This is a genomic window from Frankia sp. CgJB1, assembly GCF_977947065.1.
In genome coordinates this window covers 1-19020 of the sequence record NZ_CDWTNB010000070.1, presented here as the reverse complement: position 1 = coordinate 19020, position 19020 = coordinate 1, and the positions used below count along the sequence as shown (strand labels likewise).

Sequence of the window (19020 nt, the reverse complement as noted above, 5' to 3'; positions counted from 1 at the left end):
GGACATGGCCCGCTACGTCAACGCCTCCCGCGGATTCCACGCCTCGGACGGCGGGATTCTGGTCAACCGCCCGATCGGACCGGCGCTGGCGGCCATCTTCGACCGGCCCGCCGAGCGCCAGGTCCGTCGCGTGCTCGCCTACGTCGTGCCCTCGCCGCGGATGCCGGTACCGATGACGGATCCGGCGGCACCGATGAACCCGGCGGCACCGACCAGGACGCCCACACCGCCCATGCCGCCCATGCCGCCCGCGGTGATCCCCACCCTCCTCCAGGTGCTCGGCGCGGCGCTGAACCAGTCGATCGGTACAGATCTGGCGACGCTGCGCGACCATAACAGCGCCGTACGCGGTACGCGGGCGAACCGACGACGGCTGCTGCGCCTCGCCCCGGCCGGTGGGCCCCGGTTAGCGGACGAGAGCGTCTATGACGCCTACCGCCGCAGCCTGGCAGAGGAGACCGCCCCACCAGTGATCGAGGCGTTGCTGCGCGTCCTCGGTGGTCGGTTCGACCTGCCCCGTCCCCCGGACACCGACGCGCTGCGCACCGACGCGGCCGGACCCGCCCGGATGACGAACGCCGCGGTCAACGCCATGGTCCAGATGCTTCCCGACCGGCTGCCGACCACGGCCGACCTCGCCGACCTGTGGCGGCTGGGCCGGGCCGCGCTCGACGCCGCCAAGGGCCTGCTGATCAACATGATCAACGAAGGGTACGTCCTCTCCCCCGAGCCGGCGGACCGGATCCGACTCGCCCGGCTCGCGGCGGCCGTGCACGGCGCCTCGCGCGCCACCATCCGGAACACCGGCACCGCAGGCACCGCGGCCCTGCGACCCGGCGTCTTCACGACGGTCGGCAAGACCCTCGGTGCGATGGCCGGGGCACCGCTGCTCGACGTCATCGCCGAGGCGGCCCGCCGCTGGTTGCGGACCGACCCGAAGGGCGACGCGAGGCAGGACGAGCTCATCCGGGCCTGGCGTTCCCTGGAACAAACGATCGAGACCCTGCGGACCGAGCTCACCGATCTCGTGGACCGGCGGTCCCCCGCGGCCCCGTCTCCGGCGGGACCAGAGACCAGGCCCGAGGGTCTCAGTCTCGGCCAGCGCCGGGCGGTGGCGGCCCGGACCCTCGCGGACTTCGTCGGCTACCTCCCGTCGACTCCCGCGGACGCCCTGATCGCCGTGCTCGACGTGCACCTGGTCGAGCGGAGCACCGGCGCCGCGGTCCTCGATCAACCGGTTGAGCTCGTCCAGATCAGCGCGGATCTACCGAACCGCCTCGATCCCGCCCGCGCGCTGGCCGAGGAGAAGGTCACAGGCCTGCAGCTGGGAAACTTCGGCGCCTTCGCGAAGTCCTCGTGGCGGGCCAACGACTGGATGTGGGGACGGCTGGACGGTGCGGGCTGGCTGGCTGGCTGGCTGGCTGGCTGGCTGGCTGGTCCGGATCATGCTGGATCCACGCCGGCTCATGATCCGCCGAGACACCGCCATCCCCGCCGTCCCCGCCGGTCACGCCCGTGCCGCGGCGCTGGCCCGCCGGGGCTGGCTGGTGGATCTGGTCGACGATCTCACCGAGGTGGCCGGCAGCCCGGCGCCACGGGAGGTACTCGACGAGCTTGGCTTTCTGACCGATCCGGACGCCCCCGTGCCGCCGAACCTGCCGGTCACGGCGACCTGGGTCGCCGCCGGCCTCCAACGGGACATCGCGGCCAAGGAGCTGGTGGGGGTCGCCGAGGCGGTGCGGCGCGACAACGAGGCCGGGGTCGATCCGCGGCCCACCGCCGACTTCCTCGCCGCCGTCGACCGGGCCCTGACCGCGGAACCAACCCGGCCCGGAACGACGACCGGACCGGGGGCCTCGGCGGCACCGGAAGCGACGGGCCCCCCGAACCTGGACGAGCCGCGCGGCGCCAAGGTCATCTCGCTGGCCGCGGCCGCGGCCGCCAGGGTCGCCGCGGGACGGACCGGTGCCCATCGGCCGGTCGGCGTCGACAGTTCGGCTCTGGCGCGCCGACCGCCCCGGCCACCCGGGCTCAGCGGCGTCCCCGTCACGCCCGGCGCGCTGCCCCCGCGAGCGGTGGACGAGGTGCTCGAGGCCTGCCGCGTCTCGGACGAACGCATCACCGACGCGGCGCAGGGCCCGATTCTGGTGACCGCCCTGGCCCAGATCGTGGCGGTGGTCGTCGCCTGGGCGGCATCGACCCGCCGGCTGCCACGGCCCCTGCGACCGGTCGCCTTCCTCGCCCGGGCCGTCACCCGTCTCGCCTTCGAGATGATCCGGGATGTCACGCACGGCCGGCGGCGGATGACGATCGCGGTGGGAACAGCGCTGGTCGGCCTCGGTACGGCCGGCGGGCTGACCGGTTCGGGCATCCTCGGCGGCCTGGGGATCGTCGTCGGCCTGATCGGCCTGCTGATGATCGGACTGACCGGCTGGCGGCACCTGCCCGGAGGACTGGCGGTCGTGGGAGCCGGGCTCATCGCGGTGTTCGCGGCGGCCGGTGCCGTTCCGGTGATCCATGACCGGCTCTTCCCCTGGCTACACGACGACGTCGTGCCATACCTGGCCGATCATCCGTGGGCATGGGCGACCGTCTTCGGAGCCCTGGTGCTGCCGGCTCTCTGGTCCGTCGCCGAGGCCCTCGCCACCCGCCGGGCCCGCCGCAACGGCTGATCATCCCGGTAGGCACGGCCCGGCGGTCCGCGCCACCGGCACCGGTGGCTCGGTGACGTGGTGACCCGGTTCAGGAGATGTCAGACCAGGTCAGGGTGCCCGTCGGGTCTCGAAGGCAGGACACCGGGCGGCCGGCGGAGTCCTGGACGATGCGCCCGACGTCCTCGGGGTCACAGTTCCCGCCCTCATCCGGCCGGGTCACGAGAGCCGGGGCGGGCGGCTCCGTGGACCATCGACCAATGCCGGCCGGGCCGGTCCCGCCGACGGGCGCGCAGAACAGCACAAGGCCGTTCACGGCGGTCGCGGGCGAGGTGTCCTCGGTGGGGGAACAGGCCTCTCCGACGAAGACGGAGGATGCTTGCGGAGTCGGCACCGGCGGTGACGCGACACCATCCGGGGCGGCGGAGGCCCCGGGCGTGCCCGGGCCGCCCGGGTCCTGAGACGACGCACTCGGCATGACCACCGAGCCCGGCCGGGCGGCCGAGCCGCCGGACCCGCTCGACCCCGGATCCGAGCATCCGACGACCAGCGCAAGCAGCAGCCCCCCGGCCACGCTCAGGCCGAGACGGCCACGGCCTCGAAGACCGCCACACACGGCGCACCTCCCGTCGCACCTCGGGAGCCGGAGTCATACCCCGGTCCAGGCCGCCCGATCTCAAGACCTGTGTTCCAGCTTAGGTAGCCTGCCGCTCACACCGTGGTCACTTGCCCGAACTGGGAGATCCGATCGTCCGCTGCCACGGGAACCAGCGTCCCGTCGGCCTCCATCTCCGCCGCGACCTGGGCCAGCCGAACGGCGGGCCGCGCCGGCAGCGGCGCGGTGCCCGCCTGGGTCCCGAGCTCCACCCAGCCGACCAGCGCCTCGTCCGACGTCAGCCCGAACGCCTCCCGGACCTCGGCGCTGCCCTGCATCGGCACCGACTTCCAGGCCGAGGCGACGCCGAGCGCGTGCGCGGCCAGGCAGATGTTCTGCGCCGCCGCCGCGGCCGAGGCGTCCTGCTCGGCGACCGGAACCTTCGAACCGACGTGGGAGGCGACGACGGCGATGAACGCCGGGGAACGGGTGGCCTTGCCGACGGTCTTGCGGATGACCGGCTCGGGCAACCCGCCGACGGTCTCGGCGGCCCGCTTGATCGCCGCCGCCAGGGTGGCGCGAGCATCGCCCCGCACGACCACGAAGCGCCAGGGCCGCAGCATCTTGTGATCCGGCGCCGTGGTGGCGGCACTAAGTATGATCATAATCTGCTCCGCCGTCGGACCGGGTTCGACGAGCCGGGTCGCTGTACGGCGCGTCATCAGGCAGGCGAGAGCGTCCATGAAAACTCCTTGGGGGATCGCGGTTCGGGGAACCCGGGAAGTACCGGTCTCCCGGCCGGCGACCGCGACCCGGCCGGCGGTGACAGCCGCCGGTGGATCTGGAACAGCGACAGGTTACCGTAGAGATTGCCCCGCTCGAACCTCCGCCGGGAGGCTCTCGTCACCGCCGTCGTTGAAATAGACCATCTGGCCAAGCGATACGGGTCCCAGCGCGCCGTCCGGGACGTGAGTTTCACGGTGCGGGAAGGGAACATCACCGGTTTTCTGGGGCCGAACGGCCCCGGCAAGACAACGACGCCGCGCATCCTGCTGGGTCTGGTCACCCCTGGCTCCGGCAGCGTGGTGTTCTTTGGTGGCTGCGGGGCGGTCGAGGTGAACGCGGGCGGCTGGGGAGCGTTGGCCCAGGTGGCGGCGCTCCTCGCGGTGCGGCGGGAGCTGCCGTCATGACCGCGCCAAGCCGGCCGTCGGCGGATGAACCGCCCGGGTCGCGCCGTCCCGGCTGGGACTCGACGGTGGCACCGGCGTGGGACGGATCACCTCAGGCGACTCGGGTACGCACATCCCCCACCGCCTCGGGTCGCGATCGGCCTACCATCCGGCATATGGTGCCGTGCCCGACCTGCGCGGAGGACAACCCCGAGCGGGCGCGCTTCTGCTCCGGATGTGGGAACCCCCTTCCCACCCTGGGGAGCGGCGCCCGGAAAACCGTGACGATCATGTTCGTGGACATCACCGGGTCCACCGACATCGGCGAGAGAATCGACTCCGAACCGCTGCAGCAGGTCATGTGGCGGTTCTTCACCACCGTCCGTGAAGTGATCTACACCCACGACGGGTCGGTCGAGAAGTTCATTGGCGACGCCGTCTTCGGCATTCCCGTGCTGCACGAGGACGACGCGCTGCGCGCGGGTCGCGCCGCCCTCGACATCCGGGCGGCGATGGAGGCGCTCAACGCCGACCTGCAGCGCGAGTGGGGCCTGAAACTGCGGGTGCGGGATCGGGATCAACACCGGCGAGGTGACCGTCGCCGGCGGTGGCGTCACCGGCGATCCGGTGAACGTCGCCTCCCGGCTGGAACACGCCGCTCCCCCTGACGAGATCCTCATCGGGGACACCACCTACCGCTTCATCCGGCACAGCGTCACGGTGAGCCCGCTCGGCCCCTTGGTCGTCCAGGGCAAGCGCGACCCGCTGCGGGTGCACCGATTGATCGGGCTGGTCGACCCGACCGCGGGTCCCGGCAGCCGGGCCCCGACCCACGGCTTCACCGCCCCGGTCATCGGGCGTAACCGGGAACGCCGCCGGCTGCAGGACGCCTTCGAGGCCGTGGTCGAGGAACGCACCTGCCACCTGTTCACCGTGCTGGGCCCGGCGGGCATCGGCAAGTCCCGGATGGTCGGCGAGTTCTGCGCGGCCATGGCGAACCGGGCGACCGTGCTCACAGGGCGTTGCCTGTCCTACGGCGATGGCATCGCCTACTGGCCGCTGATGGAGATGGTGCGCCAGGCCACCGGTCTGTCCGCCGACGAGAGCGCCCCGGACGGGCGGCGTCGGCTGCGGGAACTGCTCGACGGTGTCACCCAGGCGGCGGAGATCGTCGAGGCGCTCGCGCCCCTGGTGGGGCTGGGCGGCGCGGAACTCGGTCCGCAGGAGAGCTTCTGGGCCGTCCGGTCCTTCTTCCAGGCGCTGGCGGCCCGACGCCCGCTGATCCTGTGGTTCGACGACGTGCACTGGGCCGAGCCGACCCTGCTCGACCTGCTGGAGAACATCGCCGACTGGTCCCGCGACGCCCCCATCATGCTGCTGTGCCTGGCCCGCCCGGAACTGCTAGAGGAGCGGCGGGACTGGGGAGGCGGCAAACTCAACGCCACCTCGATGCTGCTGGCGCCGCTGACCGAGGCACGCTGCCAGCGCCTGATCCGCACCCTGATGGGCTCCGACCTCGTCTCCCGGATCACTACCTCCGCGGCCGGCAACCCACTGTTCGTCGAGCAGATGGTGGCGGCCCTCGTCGACGACGGCCTGCTGCGCCGGGAGGGCAGCCGGTGGATCGCCACCGGCAGCCTGCGCAACGTGACGGTGCCGCCGACCATCTCGTCCCTGCTCGCGGCCCGGCTCGACCGGCTCGACCCGCCCGAACGGCGGGTCCTTGAACGCGCCGCCATCGTGGGGGAACGCTTCTACCTCGACGCCGTCATCGACCTGTCGGACCCGAACGAACAGCCGATGGTCGCCGCCCACTGCCTGAGCCTGGTCCGCAAGGAACTGGTACATCCGGACCGGTCCGACCTGCCCGGCGTCGAGGCGTTCCGGTTCCTGCACGTGCTGCTGCGCGACTGCGCCTACCAGTCCACCGCCAAACGGCAGCGCGCCGATCTGCACCAGCGGTTCGCCCAGTGGCTGCAGACCCGGCTGGAGGGCGGCCCCGGTGAGCACGACGAACTGGTCGGCTACCACCTGGAGCAGGCGTTCCGTTACCGGGTGGAGATCGGGCAGCGCGACACCGAGACGGTCGAGCTGGGCCGATCCGCGGCGACCTGTCTGATCGAGGCGGCGGACCGGGTACGCCAGGGCGACGAGACCGGCGCGGCCCAGCTGCTCAAGCGGGCCATCACCCTGCTGCCCGAGACGGACCCGCTGCGGCTACGGGCCGAGATCGACCTCGGCTGGGCGCTGTACTCGTTCGGCCGGCTCTCCGACGCCGAGCGCATCCTGCGCCAGGTGACCGAGCGGGCCCGGCGCGCCGGGGAGGAGGGCCTGCGGGCCCATGCCCGGCTCGCGTACCTGCGGGTGCTGTTCTCCACCGATCCGGAGGGCCTGGTCGCCAGGACGTTGACCGAAGCCGCGGCGTGCCTGACCAACTTCGTGCAGGCCGGCGACGAGGTCGGCGCGGCGCTCGCCTGCCGCAGCCAGACCAACGCCTACCTGGCGGCCGGGCAGTTCGCCGCGGCCGAGCGGGCGATGGAGAACGCCGTCCAGCATGCGGAAGAGTCCGGCGTGCCCCGGGCCGCGCAGTCGCTGCGCCGGGAGCTCACCATGCTCATGAGCTGGGGGCCCCGGCCAGTCGCCGTCGGGATCACCCGGGCAAACGAGGCCCTCGACGCCGCTGACGACGACCGGGCTCTGCGTCGGGCCGTGCTCGCCCAGCTCGCGGTCCTCACCGCCATGTCGGGGGATCTGGAGGGCGCGCAGATCCATCTCAAGGCGACCGAGGAGATCGTTCACGACCTGCGCGCCCCTCGGGTCGACCCCTTTCATGGCGGGTTCGTCGTGGCCCGGGTGGCACTGCTCGCCGACGAGCTGGCAGTCGCCGAGCGGGAACTGCGGCGAAGCTGCCGGCAGCTGTCCCGGATGGGGGAACGCGCGTTCCTGGCCAACCGGGCCGCGGCACTCGCCGACGTTCTCGTCCGGCTCGGCAAGGTCGACGACGCGGGCAAGTACGTCACCCGGTGTCGGGACGCCGCTGCCGCCGATCAGCTACCGGCCCAGGCCGGATGGTGCGGGGTCCACGCGAAGCTCTTGGCGCTGCGCGGCCGCGATGCCGAGGCCCTCCGGTTCGCCGACACCGCCGTCGATCTCGCCAGCCGCACCGACGACACCGACGGCCAGGGACACGCGCTGCTGTCCCGCGCCGAGGTGCTCTACCGGGCCGGCCGCAAGGACGACGCCGCCGAGAGCCTGGAAGCTGGCATCACCCGGTATCTGCACCGGGGCAACGTCGCCGCGGCAAACCTCGGCCGCCGGCTGTTCGGCACGCTCGACGGCCCCCCGCCAGGGACGGGAGGCCCCTCGCCGGGAACGGGATAGCGGGGTGGCCCGCGCCCGCGCGCTCAGCGCAGCAGTCCGCGCAGCCGCGCCTGCTTCCTGCAACCAGTACATCTCCTGCGCCCACAACCGCAGCCGCTCGACGGCGGCGAGCTCGTCGGCCAGAGCCTGCGCCACGGACGGCCGGCTCAGCACCTCAACGCCGAGGGGCGCCCACTGCCAGTCGGCCTCCTCCTCGCAGGCTCGCTGGTAGGCGGCCCGCCGCAGGGCTATCTCGGCAAGGGCGAAATCGACCTGCCCGGAGAGCAGGTCGAGACGCACAAACAGGTCCGCGTCACGAACCCACGGACGGCCGCTATAAGCGGGCAACGGAACGGGCCGCGCAGACATATTGGGGGAAGGGTACGAGCCCGCGGACACCGGGAACAACACGCATCCCGGAACAGACCCCTGAGCTGCGGTTTATTCTTCCACCCGGCCGGAATCGGCGACCCCCTCGGGGAGAACCCGGTGGACACCCGAGTCGGGTGAGACGACGGTCGGGACGTGAGCAACGGAGGTCCGAGGGTAACGCCTACGGTACGGCGTCCATGGTGCCGATCAGATCCGTAAGCCAGCCTGGGGGTCTTTCGGTGAGTCTCACACCACCCGTCCTGCTGATGGTGCTCGGTTTTCCACTCTTCGTGATGGCGGGGATGCTCATGATGGGCGGGATCGAGAAACGTCTGATCGGCTCCCGCGGGTTGCTCTCCCTGGTCACCGAGGACGGCACCGCCTCGGTGGGCGACTCCGGACCATCCGGTGCACGACCGTCACCCAGCGCACCCGCCACCCTCAGCGCACCCGCGTCATCGGGCGATCGGACGTCACCGCTCATCAGCTGAGCCGTCTCCCAGCCCGCGGGGTGCGGACAGGTGAGGCGGCGGTCAGCGGCGGCGGGATCCCCCGCCGACCCGCAGTCGACCGTCGAGACCGGCCTCCCGCAACAACGCGGCGAACGCCGGCGTGGGTGCCTGGATCTCCAGACGTGAGTGCACCCGGCGGAGCAGCAGATCGGCGCGGAGCAGAGCGGCGAGCCCCGGAATGTCGATCGAACGCAGGCCCGCGACATCCACCGTGACCGTCCCCCCGCCCCGGCCGAGATGCTCGCCGATCTGCTCACGGAACCGGAGCCGCCCGGCAGTGTCGAGTTCCCCGGCGAGTTCGATGAGCACGTCCTCGCCTGTCCGCTGCACGGACATCCGCAAGGCTCCAGCATCCACCCGCATGACTTCCACCCCCCGATGTCGTCACTGCGTGGAGTCACCCCCCGATCAGTTACGCAGAGTAACATGCCTCGGTTAGCTGGATCCCCGGCGGACGTCAGCCGGCGCGCAGACGCTTGATCAGAGCGTTTGTCGAGCTATCATGCCCCAGCTCCGGTTCCTGCTCGGACCCGAGTTCCGGAATGATCCGACCGGCCAGCACCTTGCCGAGCTCCACGCCCCATTGGTCGAAACTGTTGATCCCCCAGATGACACCCTGGGTGAACACCTTGTGCTCGTATAGTGCGATCAGCTGACCGAGGGTGAACGGAGTCAGCTTCTGGGCGAGCAGGGTGTTCGAGGGTCGATTACCCGGGAAGGTCCGATGTGCAACGAGGCCCGGCGCGACACCCTCGGCGGCCACCTCCGCGGCTGTCCGGCCGAACGCGAGGGCCTCCGTCTGCGCCAGGAAGTTGGCCAGCAGCAGGGCATGCTGGTCCACCCCGGCGCCGTCCGCCGTGCCCACCCCGGGATGGTTCGGCCGGACGAAGCCGATGAAATCAGCCGGGACGATCGTCGCCCCCTGGTGCAGGAGCTGATAGTACGCATGCTGTCCGTTCGTGCCGGGAGTCCCCCAGACAATCGGTCCGGTCGGCGTCGGCACGGGCCGCCCGGTGAGATCGACCGACTTCCCGTTGCTCTCCATGTCCAGCTGCTGGAGATAAGCCGGGAATCGGCCCAGGTAGTGGCTGTAGGGCAGCACCGCGTGCGTCGCGGTACCGAAGAAGTCGCGGTACCACAGGCCGATCAGGCCGAGCAGAACCGGAAGGTTCCGCTCGAACGGAGCCGTCCGGAAGTGCGTGTCCATGGCGGCGAAACCGGCGAGGAACTCCCGGAAGTTCGGCGGCCCGATCGCGATCATCAGCGAGAGGCCGATCGCGGAGTCCACCGAGTACCGGCCGCCCACCCAGTCCCAGAACTCGAACATGTTCTCGGTGTCGATACCGAACTCGGCGACCTTCTCGGCATTCGTGGAGACCGCGACGAAATGCCGGGAAACGGCGTCCTCGCCGAGCAGGCCGGTGAGCCAGGACCGCGCGGCCCGCGCATTGGAGATTGTTTCCAGGGTGGTGAACGTCTTGGACGAGACGATGAACAGGGTGCTGGCCGGATCGAGATCGGCGGTGGCCTCCCAGATGTCGGTGGGGTCGACGTTGGAGACGAACCGGACTTCGATCGACCGGTCGGCATAGTCGCGCAGGGCGTCGTAGGCCATGGCGGGTCCCAGGTCGGAGCCGCCGATGCCGATGTTGACCACCGTCCGGATCCGCTCACCGGTGGCACCCAGCCATTCTCCCGACCGCACCCGGTCGGCGAATCGGGACATCGCGTCGAGCACCCGATGCACATCGGGGACGACGTCGGCGCCATCCACCTCGATCCGGGTTCCGGCCGGGGCGCGCAACGCCACGTGCAACACCGGTCGGTTCTCGGTGACGTTGATCCTCTCGCCCTGGAACATCGCCTCGATCCGGTCCGCCAGCCCGGCGCGCCGGGCCAGCGCGGTCAGCAACTCGACGGTGCGCGCGGTCAGCCGGTTCTTGGAGTAGTCAAGATAGAGTCCGTCCGATTCGACGGCGAACGTCTCGCCACGCCGGGGATCGGCGGCGAACAGATCCCGCAGGGACACCTCGGACACCTCGGAGATCTCGCGCAGATGCGTGGTGAGCGCCGCCCATTCCTCGGTCGCGGTGATGTCCAGCGGAGCCACCGGGGCAGCGGGCTCGGTTGTCGACATGACGTGGGATGCCCTTCCTCGCAGGTTCAACATGTGCCGCAGTGCCCATCATCCGCACTGCGGCGACGGCGGCGCTCGCCAGCCCCGTCGGCCTGCCCGTGTCGCCGATCCGGCACGCCGGACCGGCCGGCCGGGGGTAGGGAATGGGGGGTCAGGGCCGTAGGATCACCAGGAACCCGACGAAGGGCGTCATTGCAGGCCAGGATGGTTCTCGGCGCACGGGTAGCGGTACAGCGGATGCCCGGCGTGGTAGCGGACGGATCTGGACCTTGTTGATAGATAAATCTCAGGTGGAGGCGGCGCTTCCCGGTTACTCCGTCGAGGGCGACCTGGGCCGGGGTGGCTACGGGCTCGTGCTGGCCGGCCAGCACCGGCTCATCGGCCGCAAGGTCGCGATCAAGATCCTGCTGGACACCTCCGACGACCCCGATCTGCGTGCCCGCTTCCTGTCCGAGGCTCGGGTGCTGGCTGAACTGGACCATCCGCACATCGTGCGTATCCACGATTACGTGGAGCACGAGGGCACCTGCCTGCTCGTCATGGAGCTGCTCTCCGGCGGCACGCTCAAACAGCGGATGAGCTCGGGACCGGTCTCCGCCGAGACCACCTGCTCGATCGGGCTCGCGGCCGCGGCCGCCCTCGCCACAGCGCACGGCCACGGAGTGCTGCACCGGGACATCAAGCCGGACAACATCATGTTCGCCGGCGACGGGCTGCTGAAGGTGACCGACTTCGGCATCGCCAAGATTTTCGACGGAGCGGAGACCACCGCCAGCGCGATCCTGGGAACGCCGCGTTACATGGCTCCCGAGCAGATCATAGGGACGCGTCTCTTCCCGTCCACCGATCTTTACGCCCTCGCGGGTGTGCTCTACGAGATGATCGCCAACCGACCGCTGTTCGGCCGTCAGATGGCGGTGCAGCCGCTGACCCACCACCATCTGACAATCATGCCGGAACCGCTCACCATGGTTCCGCCACCCGTCTCCGCGGTGATCCTGCGGGCGCTGGCGAAGGATCCGGGCACCCGCTTCGCCGACGCCGCCGACTTCGCCCTGGAACTCGCCCGAGCGAGCAGCCGCGCGTTCGGCCCGACCTGGCTGTCCCGGTCCGACGTCAAGGTGCGGATCGACGACGAGATCCGGGAGGCCGCGCTCGCCACCTCGACCACTCCGCGCCCGCCGGCCCCCGGTCGACCCGGCTTCCCTGGCGCGCCACCGGGCGGACCGGGCCCACGGATCGGGTACCCGGGCACACCGAACGGCACGAACGGGCCGAGGAGTCCCGCCATGCCGAGTGGTCCCGGAGCACCCGGTGGTCCGGTCAGCCGTCCGATGGGGGGATACCCACCACCGGTTGGGCCGGGCTGGGGTGGATTCCCGCCGGGCAACACTCCACCGCCGCGGTCGACCCCACCGCCGCGGCCGCTCGGCCCCGGGTACGGCGGCCCCGGGTACGGCGGACCGGGCGGCCCCGGCGACCAGACGTACCGGCCCGGTCCGGGGGGACCGGTGCACGGGATGGCGGGGGTACCACCGACCGCCACCCGCCAGGCCGGGCACCAGTCGAATCCGAACGCCCGTAACCGGACGCCGCTCATCATCGGAGCGGTCGCGTTCGTCGTCATCGTCGCCCTCACCGTCGGCATCGTGGCAGCGGTGACGAACTCGGGCGGCGGCAGCCGCGGCGGTGACCGCGGCGGCGGCACGGCACGCCTCGCAACCGCCTACCGGGGAACGGCGCTGTCGGTGCAGGGCCTGAGCCCCTACAGCGTCGATGTCGATCCCGACGGCTCGCTGCTCGTCTCCAGCCTCGCGACGGACCGCATCCAGAAGATCACCCCTGCCGGGGCGGTCAGCGACCTCGCGGGCACCGGAGCCGGCGGGATCAGCGGCGACGGCGGCCCGGCCAGCGCGGCGCAGCTTGACGGGCCCGGATCGACCACCCGTGACAAGGCCGGCAACATCTACATCGGGGACGCGAAGAACAACCGGATCCGCAAGATCAGCCCAGCCGGGGTAATCACTACGATCGCCGGCACCGGTGACGCCGGTTACGGCGGCGACGGCGGCCCAGCCACCGCGGCGAAGATCAACAGTGCGGAAAAGGTGACCACCGGGCCGGACGGCAGCGTCTACCTCTCCGATTACGAGAACCACCGGATCCGCAAGATCAGCCCGCAGGGGATCATCACCACGTACGTGGGCACCGGAGTCGCGGGTTACACCGGCGCCGGCGGCCCGGCCACCGCAGCGAAGATCAACGGCCCGAACGATCTCCAGATGACCGACGACGGCACCCTCTACTTCGCCGACCTCGCCAGCGACACCATTCAGAAGGTGACCCCGGGCGGGATCATCACCACCGTCGCCGGGACCGGCGAGGAGGGCTTCTCGGGTGACGGCGGCCCGGCCACCCGGGCCAAGCTGAACGTGCCGTCGCTCACCGTCGGCCCGGACGGCCGGACGCTCTACCTCGCCGACTACCGCAACCACCGGATCCGCCGGGTCGACCCGAACGGCGTGATCACCACGATCGCCGGCACCGGCGTCGAAGGCTCCGGCGGCGACGGCGGCCCAGCGGCCGCCGCCCAGTTCAAGAACCCGAGCTCGGTCGCGGTCGACGGCAGCGGCACGCTCTACATCGCGGACAACGGCAACGACCGGGTGCGCCGCATCGATCCGAACGGCACCATCACGACCGTCGCCCAACCGGGCTAGGGTATCGCCGGCGACCTAGGGTATCGCCAATGACACGGATGGTCGGACGACTCGTGACGACCATCGTCCACTCCCCGGACTCGTAGCAGCCGTGAGGACTGACCGTGGATGACGAGCCTGACCGACGATCGGTGTTACGGACCGCCGGAGCCGGCGGGCTCGGACTCGCCGCGCTCGGGCTCGGTGGCGGCCTGATGAGCGCCTGCCAGCAGGAGGACGCCCCCCACCCGACACCGACGGAGATCGACTGGCGCACGCTCGACGAACGGCTGATCGGTCCGCTGTTGCGACCGACCGATCCGGACTACGCTGTCGCCAGCATGCTGTTCAACCCGGCTTTCGACGCGGTACGCCCGCAGGCGGTGGTCCGTGCCATGTCTGCGGGGGACGTCACGGCCTGCATCGACTTCGCCCGCTCCACCGGGATACATCTCGTCGCGCGGGCCGGTGGCCACAGCTACGGGGGCTACTCGACGACGACCGGGCTGGTCGTGGACGTGACTGCGATGGCGTCGGTCCGGCCGGGGCCCGACGGCACCGCGCTGATCGGGGCCGGAGCGCTGTTGATCGACGTCTACTCCGCACTCGCCGAGAACGGGCTAGCGCTGCCGGCCGGATCATGCCCGACCGTCGGCATCGCCGGGCTCGCCCTCGGCGGTGGCATCGGAGTATTGAGCCGGCGCTACGGTCTGACCTGCGATCGGATGGTCTCCGCCGAGGTCGTGCTGGCCTCCGGGGAGACCGTGCGCACCGACGCCGACACCGAGCCGGACCTCTTCTGGTCGCTACGCGGCGCGGGCGGGGGCAACGTCGGCATCGTGACGTCGTTCACCTTCGCCACCCATCGGGCGACACCGTTGGTGCTGTTCACCTACCGCTGGCCCTGGGACGTGGCCGCGGACGTGCTCACCGCGTGGCAGGGCTGGATCGCCGACAGCGGCGGCGCGCCAGAGGACCTGTGGTCGACCTGCGTCATGACCTCGATGCCGACGACCGGGGTCACCGGCAGTCCGGCCCTGCGGGTGAGCGGCGTGCTCGCGGGCGGCGCCGACGACACGCGGATCACGTGGCTGCGGGATCGACTCGCCAACCTCGTCGCCGCCGTCGGCCGGAGGCCCTCGAGCACCTTCGTCGCCCAGCGTGGCCATCTCGAAACGATGCTGCTCGAGGCGGGCTGCGCGGGCAAAAGCGTTGACACGTGCCACCTGCGCGACCGAACGCCCGGAGGCACCCTGCCACGGGTGGCCCAACGGGCCGCCTCGGCGTTCCTCGCCGAACCGATGCCAGCCGGCGGGGTCGAGACGATGCTCGCCGCGCTCGAGCGACGCCAACGCACGCCCGGGGCCGGTCCGGGTGGCATGATCCTGGATTCCTGGGGCGGCGCGATCAACCGGGTCGGCCCGGGTGACACGGCGTTCGTGCACCGCGACACGCTCGCCAGCGCCCAGTTCGTCGCCGGGTACTCCGTCGACGCCTCCCCGGCGGACAAAGAGGCTAACCAGAGCTGGTTGCGATCCACGGTGGCGGCGACGGCGCCGTTCATGTCGTCGTCGGCGTACCAGAACTACATCGACCCGGACCTCACCACCTGGGCCGATGCGTACTACGGGGCGAACCTTCCACGGTTACGCCAGGTCAAGCGCGCCTACGACCCGGACAACCTGTTCCGCTTCGCGCAGAGCATCGCGCCGTCCTGAGCGGTCCCGGCGGTCCCGAGCGGGGGCTTCCCCGGCCAGGCCGGCCATTGCCCCGGGCAGCCACCCCGCGCCGGGAATCGAGGTCGACCGACCCGGGGTGGCATGCACTATTAGATCCGTTCACGTATCCGTTGCCTACTGCCCACCTATGGTCAGATCCCTGTCCATCCGCTGTCCCCCGGCCCCGCCACCGCGCAGTTCACTCACCGCTCCGGCGATTCATCTTGCGGCAACTACTCAAGGTGAGTACACACATGCTGTCGGTAACACACCGGCGTTGGTGTCCGTCTGGCCGTGTCGACTGGGTTTTCTGTGAGGTCCTCGATGAAAAGAATCTTCTGGCCGTATGGTGTCGGGCTGTTCGCCCTGTTCTTCGTGGTGACGGCACCGGGTAACGCCGCCGATGTAGTGCACAGCGCCGTCGGTGCGCTCGGTGGTGTGGCCGACGGACTGTCCACCTTCGTGTCCCAGGCGGCTACCTGACCGGAGCGACAGCACACCCGGAGTGTCCGGAACAGGAAATCCGGATCAGGAAAGCTGCCTAGCCAGCGGCCTGGTCACGGCCACGGTCCCACTCCAGTCCGAGATGTCGGATTCGACGACCCCCCACCGCGCTCCCTTGGCTGCGATGACCCGGCCGTCGCCGATGTACATCCCGACATGGCCCGGTGCCTCGGCGGTGCCGTCGGGGCCCGGGGTGAACAGCAGGTCCCCCGGCTGCGGATCGACGCCCGCGACCTGCGGGCCGAACCGCAGCTGGTCGGTCGTCACGCGGGGGAGCTCGATGCCGATGCGGCGATACGCCTCCCGGACCAGCGACGAGCAGTCCCAGGCCTCGGGACCGGTCGCACCCCAGACGTAAGGCTTGCCGATCTGCGACTGCATGAAGGCGACCATCGGGGCGACCGAACCAGCGGGGATGCCGACGCCGAGCTCCAAGGCGTCGCCGTACACCTGCGCCTGCGCGAGGATCGCGCGGACGTAGTTACGCGTCTCGGTGTACGGCGGAATGCCGGCGAAGGCAAGCACCGCACCCGCTCCCGCGTTGTACGCGGCCAGCATCTTCTCCTGGGCCGCGCCGGACACGGAGGCGACCGAGGCCGCCACCGCGCAGTCGTACCGGGCCGCCGCGGGGATCGCGTCGGCCGGGTTCCACACGTCGCCCTGCCCGTGGGACGCCCACGTCCCGGGCATGAACTGGGCGATCCCCATCGCGCCCACGGGTGACCGGGCCCGCGGGTTGAAACCCGACTCCTGGTGTAACTGGGCGGCCAGCAGGGCGGGAGTCACCTCGGCGCATCCGGCCGCGTTCGCCGCATCAATGATCGTCTGCAGGTACTCGGCCGGGATGCCGTCGGAGTTCCTGATGGTCCGGTTACCCCCGCCCTGATCCTGGATGAAGGGACCAGCGATGATCAGAATGAGGACGGAGACCAGCATGACAACGCCGCCGATGACGAGAGCCGCGCCCGCCCCCGTCCAGACCAGCCAGCGGGAACGCTTACGGGTGAAGCCGCGGGCCATCACGCCTCACCGGCCCGGTGCGTCGCCGGCGATGCTCGACAGATCCGCGCCGGCGACCCGCCACGTCCCGTCGGTCTGGCGCAGGAGAGTGAGCGCCGGGGTGGACAGCGCCACCACCGGGGCGGCGCCGCCCGCCGCCGTCTCGCGGCGCACGTTCAGCTGAAGCACCACCCGACCGGTGGCCGTCGTGTCGATCCCGCCCAGGGGCGTGGTCGCCAGCACGGTCACCCGCGAGTGGGTGCCCGCGGCGCGCACCTCCTGCCACGCCTGGCCGTCCTCGCCGGCAGCGGTTCCGGGCCCCCCGGCGCCCGAACCACCGAGGCCCGCACCCCCGGCGCCCAGGCTGGCCGCGAAGTCCTCGGTGAGGCAGTCGCGGGCCCGCTCGACACCGGCTGCCGGGCCGGGGTCCGTCCGGGCGTCGAAGGACTGCCAGCGCGTGAAGCAGTCGGCGACTACCGCCGCCGGGTCCTTCCGGTCCACCTCGCCGGTGGGTAGCGCAGACGCGGTGGCCAGCGGCGGACCCGGCGCCTGACTCGCCCCGGGCGGTGGCCCCGTGGTGGCGGACGGGGCGGGAGACGGAGCGGGGGACGGATCGGCAGCACTGCCCGGCGCGCCGCATCCGGCCACGGTGCCCACGGTGAGCAGCAGTCCGACGGCCAGCCAGAACCGGGGCCTCACCGCGGCCGGCCGGAGCGAGGCGGCACCGAGGTGAGAGCGCTCATTCCCGACCGTCCAGCCAGTCCCGCACCCGCCCCCGACGCACCCGCCACTGGTGACCGACCTTGCGGGCCGGGATGGCCCGTTCCGAAAGCAGCTTGAGGACGGTGCTCTCCGACAACCGCAACCAGGCGACCAGTTCATCGACGGTGAGCACTTCGTCGTCGTCGGAGGGTCGGGAGGGCGCACCACCGGCGGGCGTCGGCGCGAGCGGAGGGGGCGTGAACGGAGGGGGCGCGGCGGCGGGCGCCGGTGTGCTGCGGGAGGCGACGGTCGGTGGCATGCCGGTCGGGCGGGCCGAGGCCGTGCGGACCCGGCCGGATGCCGCCGGAGCGGACCGGGCCGGGGCCGAGCCGACCGGGGATTTCGCGGGCGTCGCGCCCTGCGGTGCGCCGGAGCGCGGGGATGGCCGAGGCGTCGCCGTCGAGAAGCCGTCCTGCGCCACCGACGCTCCTTTCCCATCTGCCGCACGCACGGTGCCCGTGTAGTCCAGGCCGCCCCCAGCCCGCCGCGTCGCGGATCACAGCCGAACCGTCCGCCGAACCGTCCGCCGGTTCGTCCCCTCGATCCGGACGGCACATCTCCGGTTCCGGAAGGTACACCGACCCACCCAGGATGGGTAGCTTCGACCAGAGCTTGTCATACTCGATTGACTCGTGTTACATCGATCCGACCGCAGCCGAGCGCAGATAACAGTAAGTAACCTTAACTGGCACTAGCTAACCTTAGAAGGCCGGGAGGTCGACGGCGCGTGAGCGATGTGCCACAGGCGCCGTACGGTGAGGAAGGCGACGCGCGGCCCGTTTCGCTCATTGGTGCCCGCATACCCTCGCCGGTCTCCCATCCCGACGGTCCGCCCATCCGAAACGATCAGTACATACGAGACGATCAGTACGTACGGGACGAAGCGGCAGGCACCGAAGACGTAGAGTCACCTCCCCATGCACGATCCGGGCGCCGACGACATCGACGGCGGGGCGGAACGGGCTCGCCGCAGCCACTCGACGAAGCGTGGCAGAGCGAGGCATTCCACCTCGATGATGCGACATCGGCGGCCCGTTCGGGTGCGGACCGTACAAACACGTCCGATGACGCACCGCCATCGGTGCCGGGTACCAGGACCGAGGCACCCGGCACCGGGCCGGGCCGGGTGACCTCGGGCGCGGACACCAGCTCCCGGCGCGCCGGCCGCCCGTCGGCGATTCCGCCCCGTAACCAGGCTGATCCCTCCCGCCGTCCAACCCGGCCGGCAGATCCCCGCGGTTCGACCCCGGTTCCCCCGGGCGCGGTGGAATCCTCGCAGGAGGTGAACACCGCGCCGGGTGGCAGCGCGTCGGGTGGCAGCGCGTCGGGTGGCAGCGCGTCGGGTGGCAGCGCGTCAGGCCGAGGCGTCAGCCCGGTTGCGAGTCCTGGTTCCAGTAGCGGCCCAACTGCGGTACCACCACACCCAACCGGGCCACTGCCGGCCCCGAACGGGCCGCGCGTCCGGCCGCCGCGCGCCTCCGCGCCCCGTCGTCCGCAGCCTCCGCGGCCGCCGCGGACGACACCGGCCGCGCCGACGGATGC

The 19020-nt window shown here is 71.3% G+C and carries 15 protein-coding genes and 2 pseudogenes; 9 read left to right on the top strand and 8 right to left on the bottom strand.

Translation table 11 applies throughout. From position 1 onward, the window contains the following. Positions 1 to 138: 138 nt before the first annotated feature. Positions 139 to 264 carry a hypothetical protein gene (locus AC08OT_RS10175; protein WP_476602755.1) on the bottom strand — a complete coding sequence of 42 codons (126 nt, stop codon included), beginning with the start codon at positions 262 to 264 and terminating at the stop codon, positions 139 to 141. On the opposite strand from AC08OT_RS10175, the pseudogene AC08OT_RS10170 reads away from it, so the two are divergent. Next, positions 233 to 1357 (top strand): annotated as a pseudogene (locus AC08OT_RS10170) (DUF3376 domain-containing protein); the annotation flags it as partial. The gene AC08OT_RS10175 and the pseudogene AC08OT_RS10170 sit on opposite strands and share 32 nt — an antisense overlap. A 37-nt stretch (positions 1358 to 1394) precedes the next feature. After that, entirely contained in the window at positions 1395 to 2672 is a 1278-nt protein-coding gene (locus tag AC08OT_RS10165; RefSeq protein WP_476602754.1) for a DUF3376 domain-containing protein, read from the top strand. Positions 2673 to 2742: 70 nt separating this feature from the next. On the opposite strand, the gene AC08OT_RS10160 is transcribed toward AC08OT_RS10165, so the two are convergent. Both AC08OT_RS10160 and AC08OT_RS10155 read right to left on the bottom strand, forming a co-directional pair. After that, positions 2743 to 3267 (bottom strand): hypothetical protein, encoded by a 525-nt coding sequence (locus AC08OT_RS10160; RefSeq protein WP_476591901.1) that lies wholly within the window; start codon positions 3265 to 3267, stop codon positions 2743 to 2745. Positions 3268 to 3362: 95 nt separating this feature from the next. Next, entirely contained in the window at positions 3363 to 3989 is a 627-nt protein-coding gene (locus AC08OT_RS10155; protein WP_476591900.1) for a nitroreductase family protein, read from the bottom strand. A 126-nt stretch (positions 3990 to 4115) separates the two neighbouring features. Between AC08OT_RS10155 and AC08OT_RS10150 the strand changes: the two genes are divergently transcribed. From AC08OT_RS10150 to AC08OT_RS10140, 3 genes and pseudogenes are all read left to right on the top strand, one after another. Next, entirely contained in the window at positions 4116 to 4436 is a 321-nt protein-coding gene (locus tag AC08OT_RS10150; RefSeq protein WP_476591899.1) for an ATP-binding cassette domain-containing protein, read from the top strand. A 155-nt stretch (positions 4437 to 4591) separates the two neighbouring features. Continuing rightward, positions 4592 to 7796, top strand: a pseudogene (locus tag AC08OT_RS10145) (AAA family ATPase). Positions 7797 to 8386: 590 nt separating this feature from the next. Further along, entirely contained in the window at positions 8387 to 8638 is a 252-nt protein-coding gene (locus AC08OT_RS10140; protein ID WP_462186455.1) for a hypothetical protein, read from the top strand. 42 nt (positions 8639 to 8680) lie between these two features. Here the strand turns inward: AC08OT_RS10140 and AC08OT_RS10135 are convergent, their stop codons facing one another. Both AC08OT_RS10135 and pgi read right to left on the bottom strand, forming a co-directional pair. Beyond that, positions 8681 to 9022 (bottom strand): STAS domain-containing protein, encoded by a 342-nt coding sequence (locus tag AC08OT_RS10135; protein WP_462202732.1) that lies wholly within the window; start codon positions 9020 to 9022, stop codon positions 8681 to 8683. A 94-nt stretch (positions 9023 to 9116) separates the two neighbouring features. Beyond that, positions 9117 to 10796: a glucose-6-phosphate isomerase gene (gene pgi, locus AC08OT_RS10130; RefSeq protein ID WP_476602753.1), complete on the bottom strand. Its 1680-nt coding sequence runs from the start codon at positions 10794 to 10796 to the stop codon at positions 9117 to 9119. 269 nt (positions 10797 to 11065) lie between these two features. On the opposite strand from pgi, the gene AC08OT_RS10125 reads away from it, so the two are divergent. The 3 genes from AC08OT_RS10125 to AC08OT_RS10115 all read left to right on the top strand — a co-directional run bounded on the left by AC08OT_RS10125 (position 11066) and on the right by AC08OT_RS10115 (position 15696). Beyond that, a complete protein-coding gene (locus AC08OT_RS10125) occupies positions 11066 to 13516 on the top strand; it encodes a serine/threonine-protein kinase (protein WP_476591897.1) in 2451 nt (816 codons plus the stop codon). A 104-nt stretch (positions 13517 to 13620) separates the two neighbouring features. Further along, complete coding sequence (locus tag AC08OT_RS10120) at positions 13621 to 15213, top strand: FAD-binding oxidoreductase (protein ID WP_476591896.1); 1593 nt, start codon at positions 13621 to 13623, stop codon at positions 15211 to 15213. Between the two features lie 324 nt (positions 15214 to 15537). Next, positions 15538 to 15696 (top strand): hypothetical protein, encoded by a 159-nt coding sequence (locus AC08OT_RS10115; protein WP_476591895.1) that lies wholly within the window; start codon positions 15538 to 15540, stop codon positions 15694 to 15696. Positions 15697 to 15741: 45 nt separating this feature from the next. On the opposite strand, the gene AC08OT_RS10110 is transcribed toward AC08OT_RS10115, so the two are convergent. Genes AC08OT_RS10110 through AC08OT_RS10100 form a run of 3 tightly spaced genes read right to left on the bottom strand, consistent with a single transcriptional unit; the run spans position 15742 to position 17611 of the window. Next, on the bottom strand, positions 15742 to 16737 hold the full coding sequence (locus AC08OT_RS10110; RefSeq protein WP_462202947.1) for a C40 family peptidase: 996 nt from the start codon (positions 16735 to 16737) through the stop codon (positions 15742 to 15744). 6 nt (positions 16738 to 16743) lie between these two features. After that, positions 16744 to 17415, bottom strand: a complete 672-nt coding sequence (locus AC08OT_RS10105) for a hypothetical protein (protein WP_476591910.1) — start codon at positions 17413 to 17415, stop codon at positions 16744 to 16746. A gap of 40 nt (positions 17416 to 17455) precedes the next feature. Next, the gene (locus tag AC08OT_RS10100; protein WP_035923360.1) at positions 17456 to 17611 is read right to left on the bottom strand and encodes a helix-turn-helix domain-containing protein; all 156 of its coding nucleotides are present in this window, start codon (positions 17609 to 17611) and stop codon (positions 17456 to 17458) included. Between the two features lie 64 nt (positions 17612 to 17675). On the opposite strand from AC08OT_RS10100, the gene AC08OT_RS10095 reads away from it, so the two are divergent. Next, entirely contained in the window at positions 17676 to 17942 is a 267-nt protein-coding gene (locus AC08OT_RS10095; RefSeq protein WP_476602752.1) for a hypothetical protein, read from the top strand. Positions 17943 to 19020: the final 1078 nt, after the last annotated feature.

Excerpts from the sequence above, each read along its gene's own strand:
- AC08OT_RS10110 (WP_462202947.1), bottom strand. The coding sequence starts at position 16,737 with ATGGCCCGCGGCTTCACCCGTAAGCGTTCCCGCTGGCTGGTCTGGACG.
- AC08OT_RS10155 (WP_476591900.1), bottom strand. The coding sequence starts at position 3,989 with ATGGACGCTCTCGCCTGCCTGATGACGCGCCGTACAGCGACCCGGCTC.
- AC08OT_RS10135 (WP_462202732.1), bottom strand. The coding sequence starts at position 9,022 with ATGCGGGTGGATGCTGGAGCCTTGCGGATGTCCGTGCAGCGGACAGGC.
- AC08OT_RS10115 (WP_476591895.1), top strand. The coding sequence starts at position 15,538 with ATGAAAAGAATCTTCTGGCCGTATGGTGTCGGGCTGTTCGCCCTGTTC.
- pgi (WP_476602753.1), bottom strand. The coding sequence starts at position 10,796 with ATGTCGACAACCGAGCCCGCTGCCCCGGTGGCTCCGCTGGACATCACC.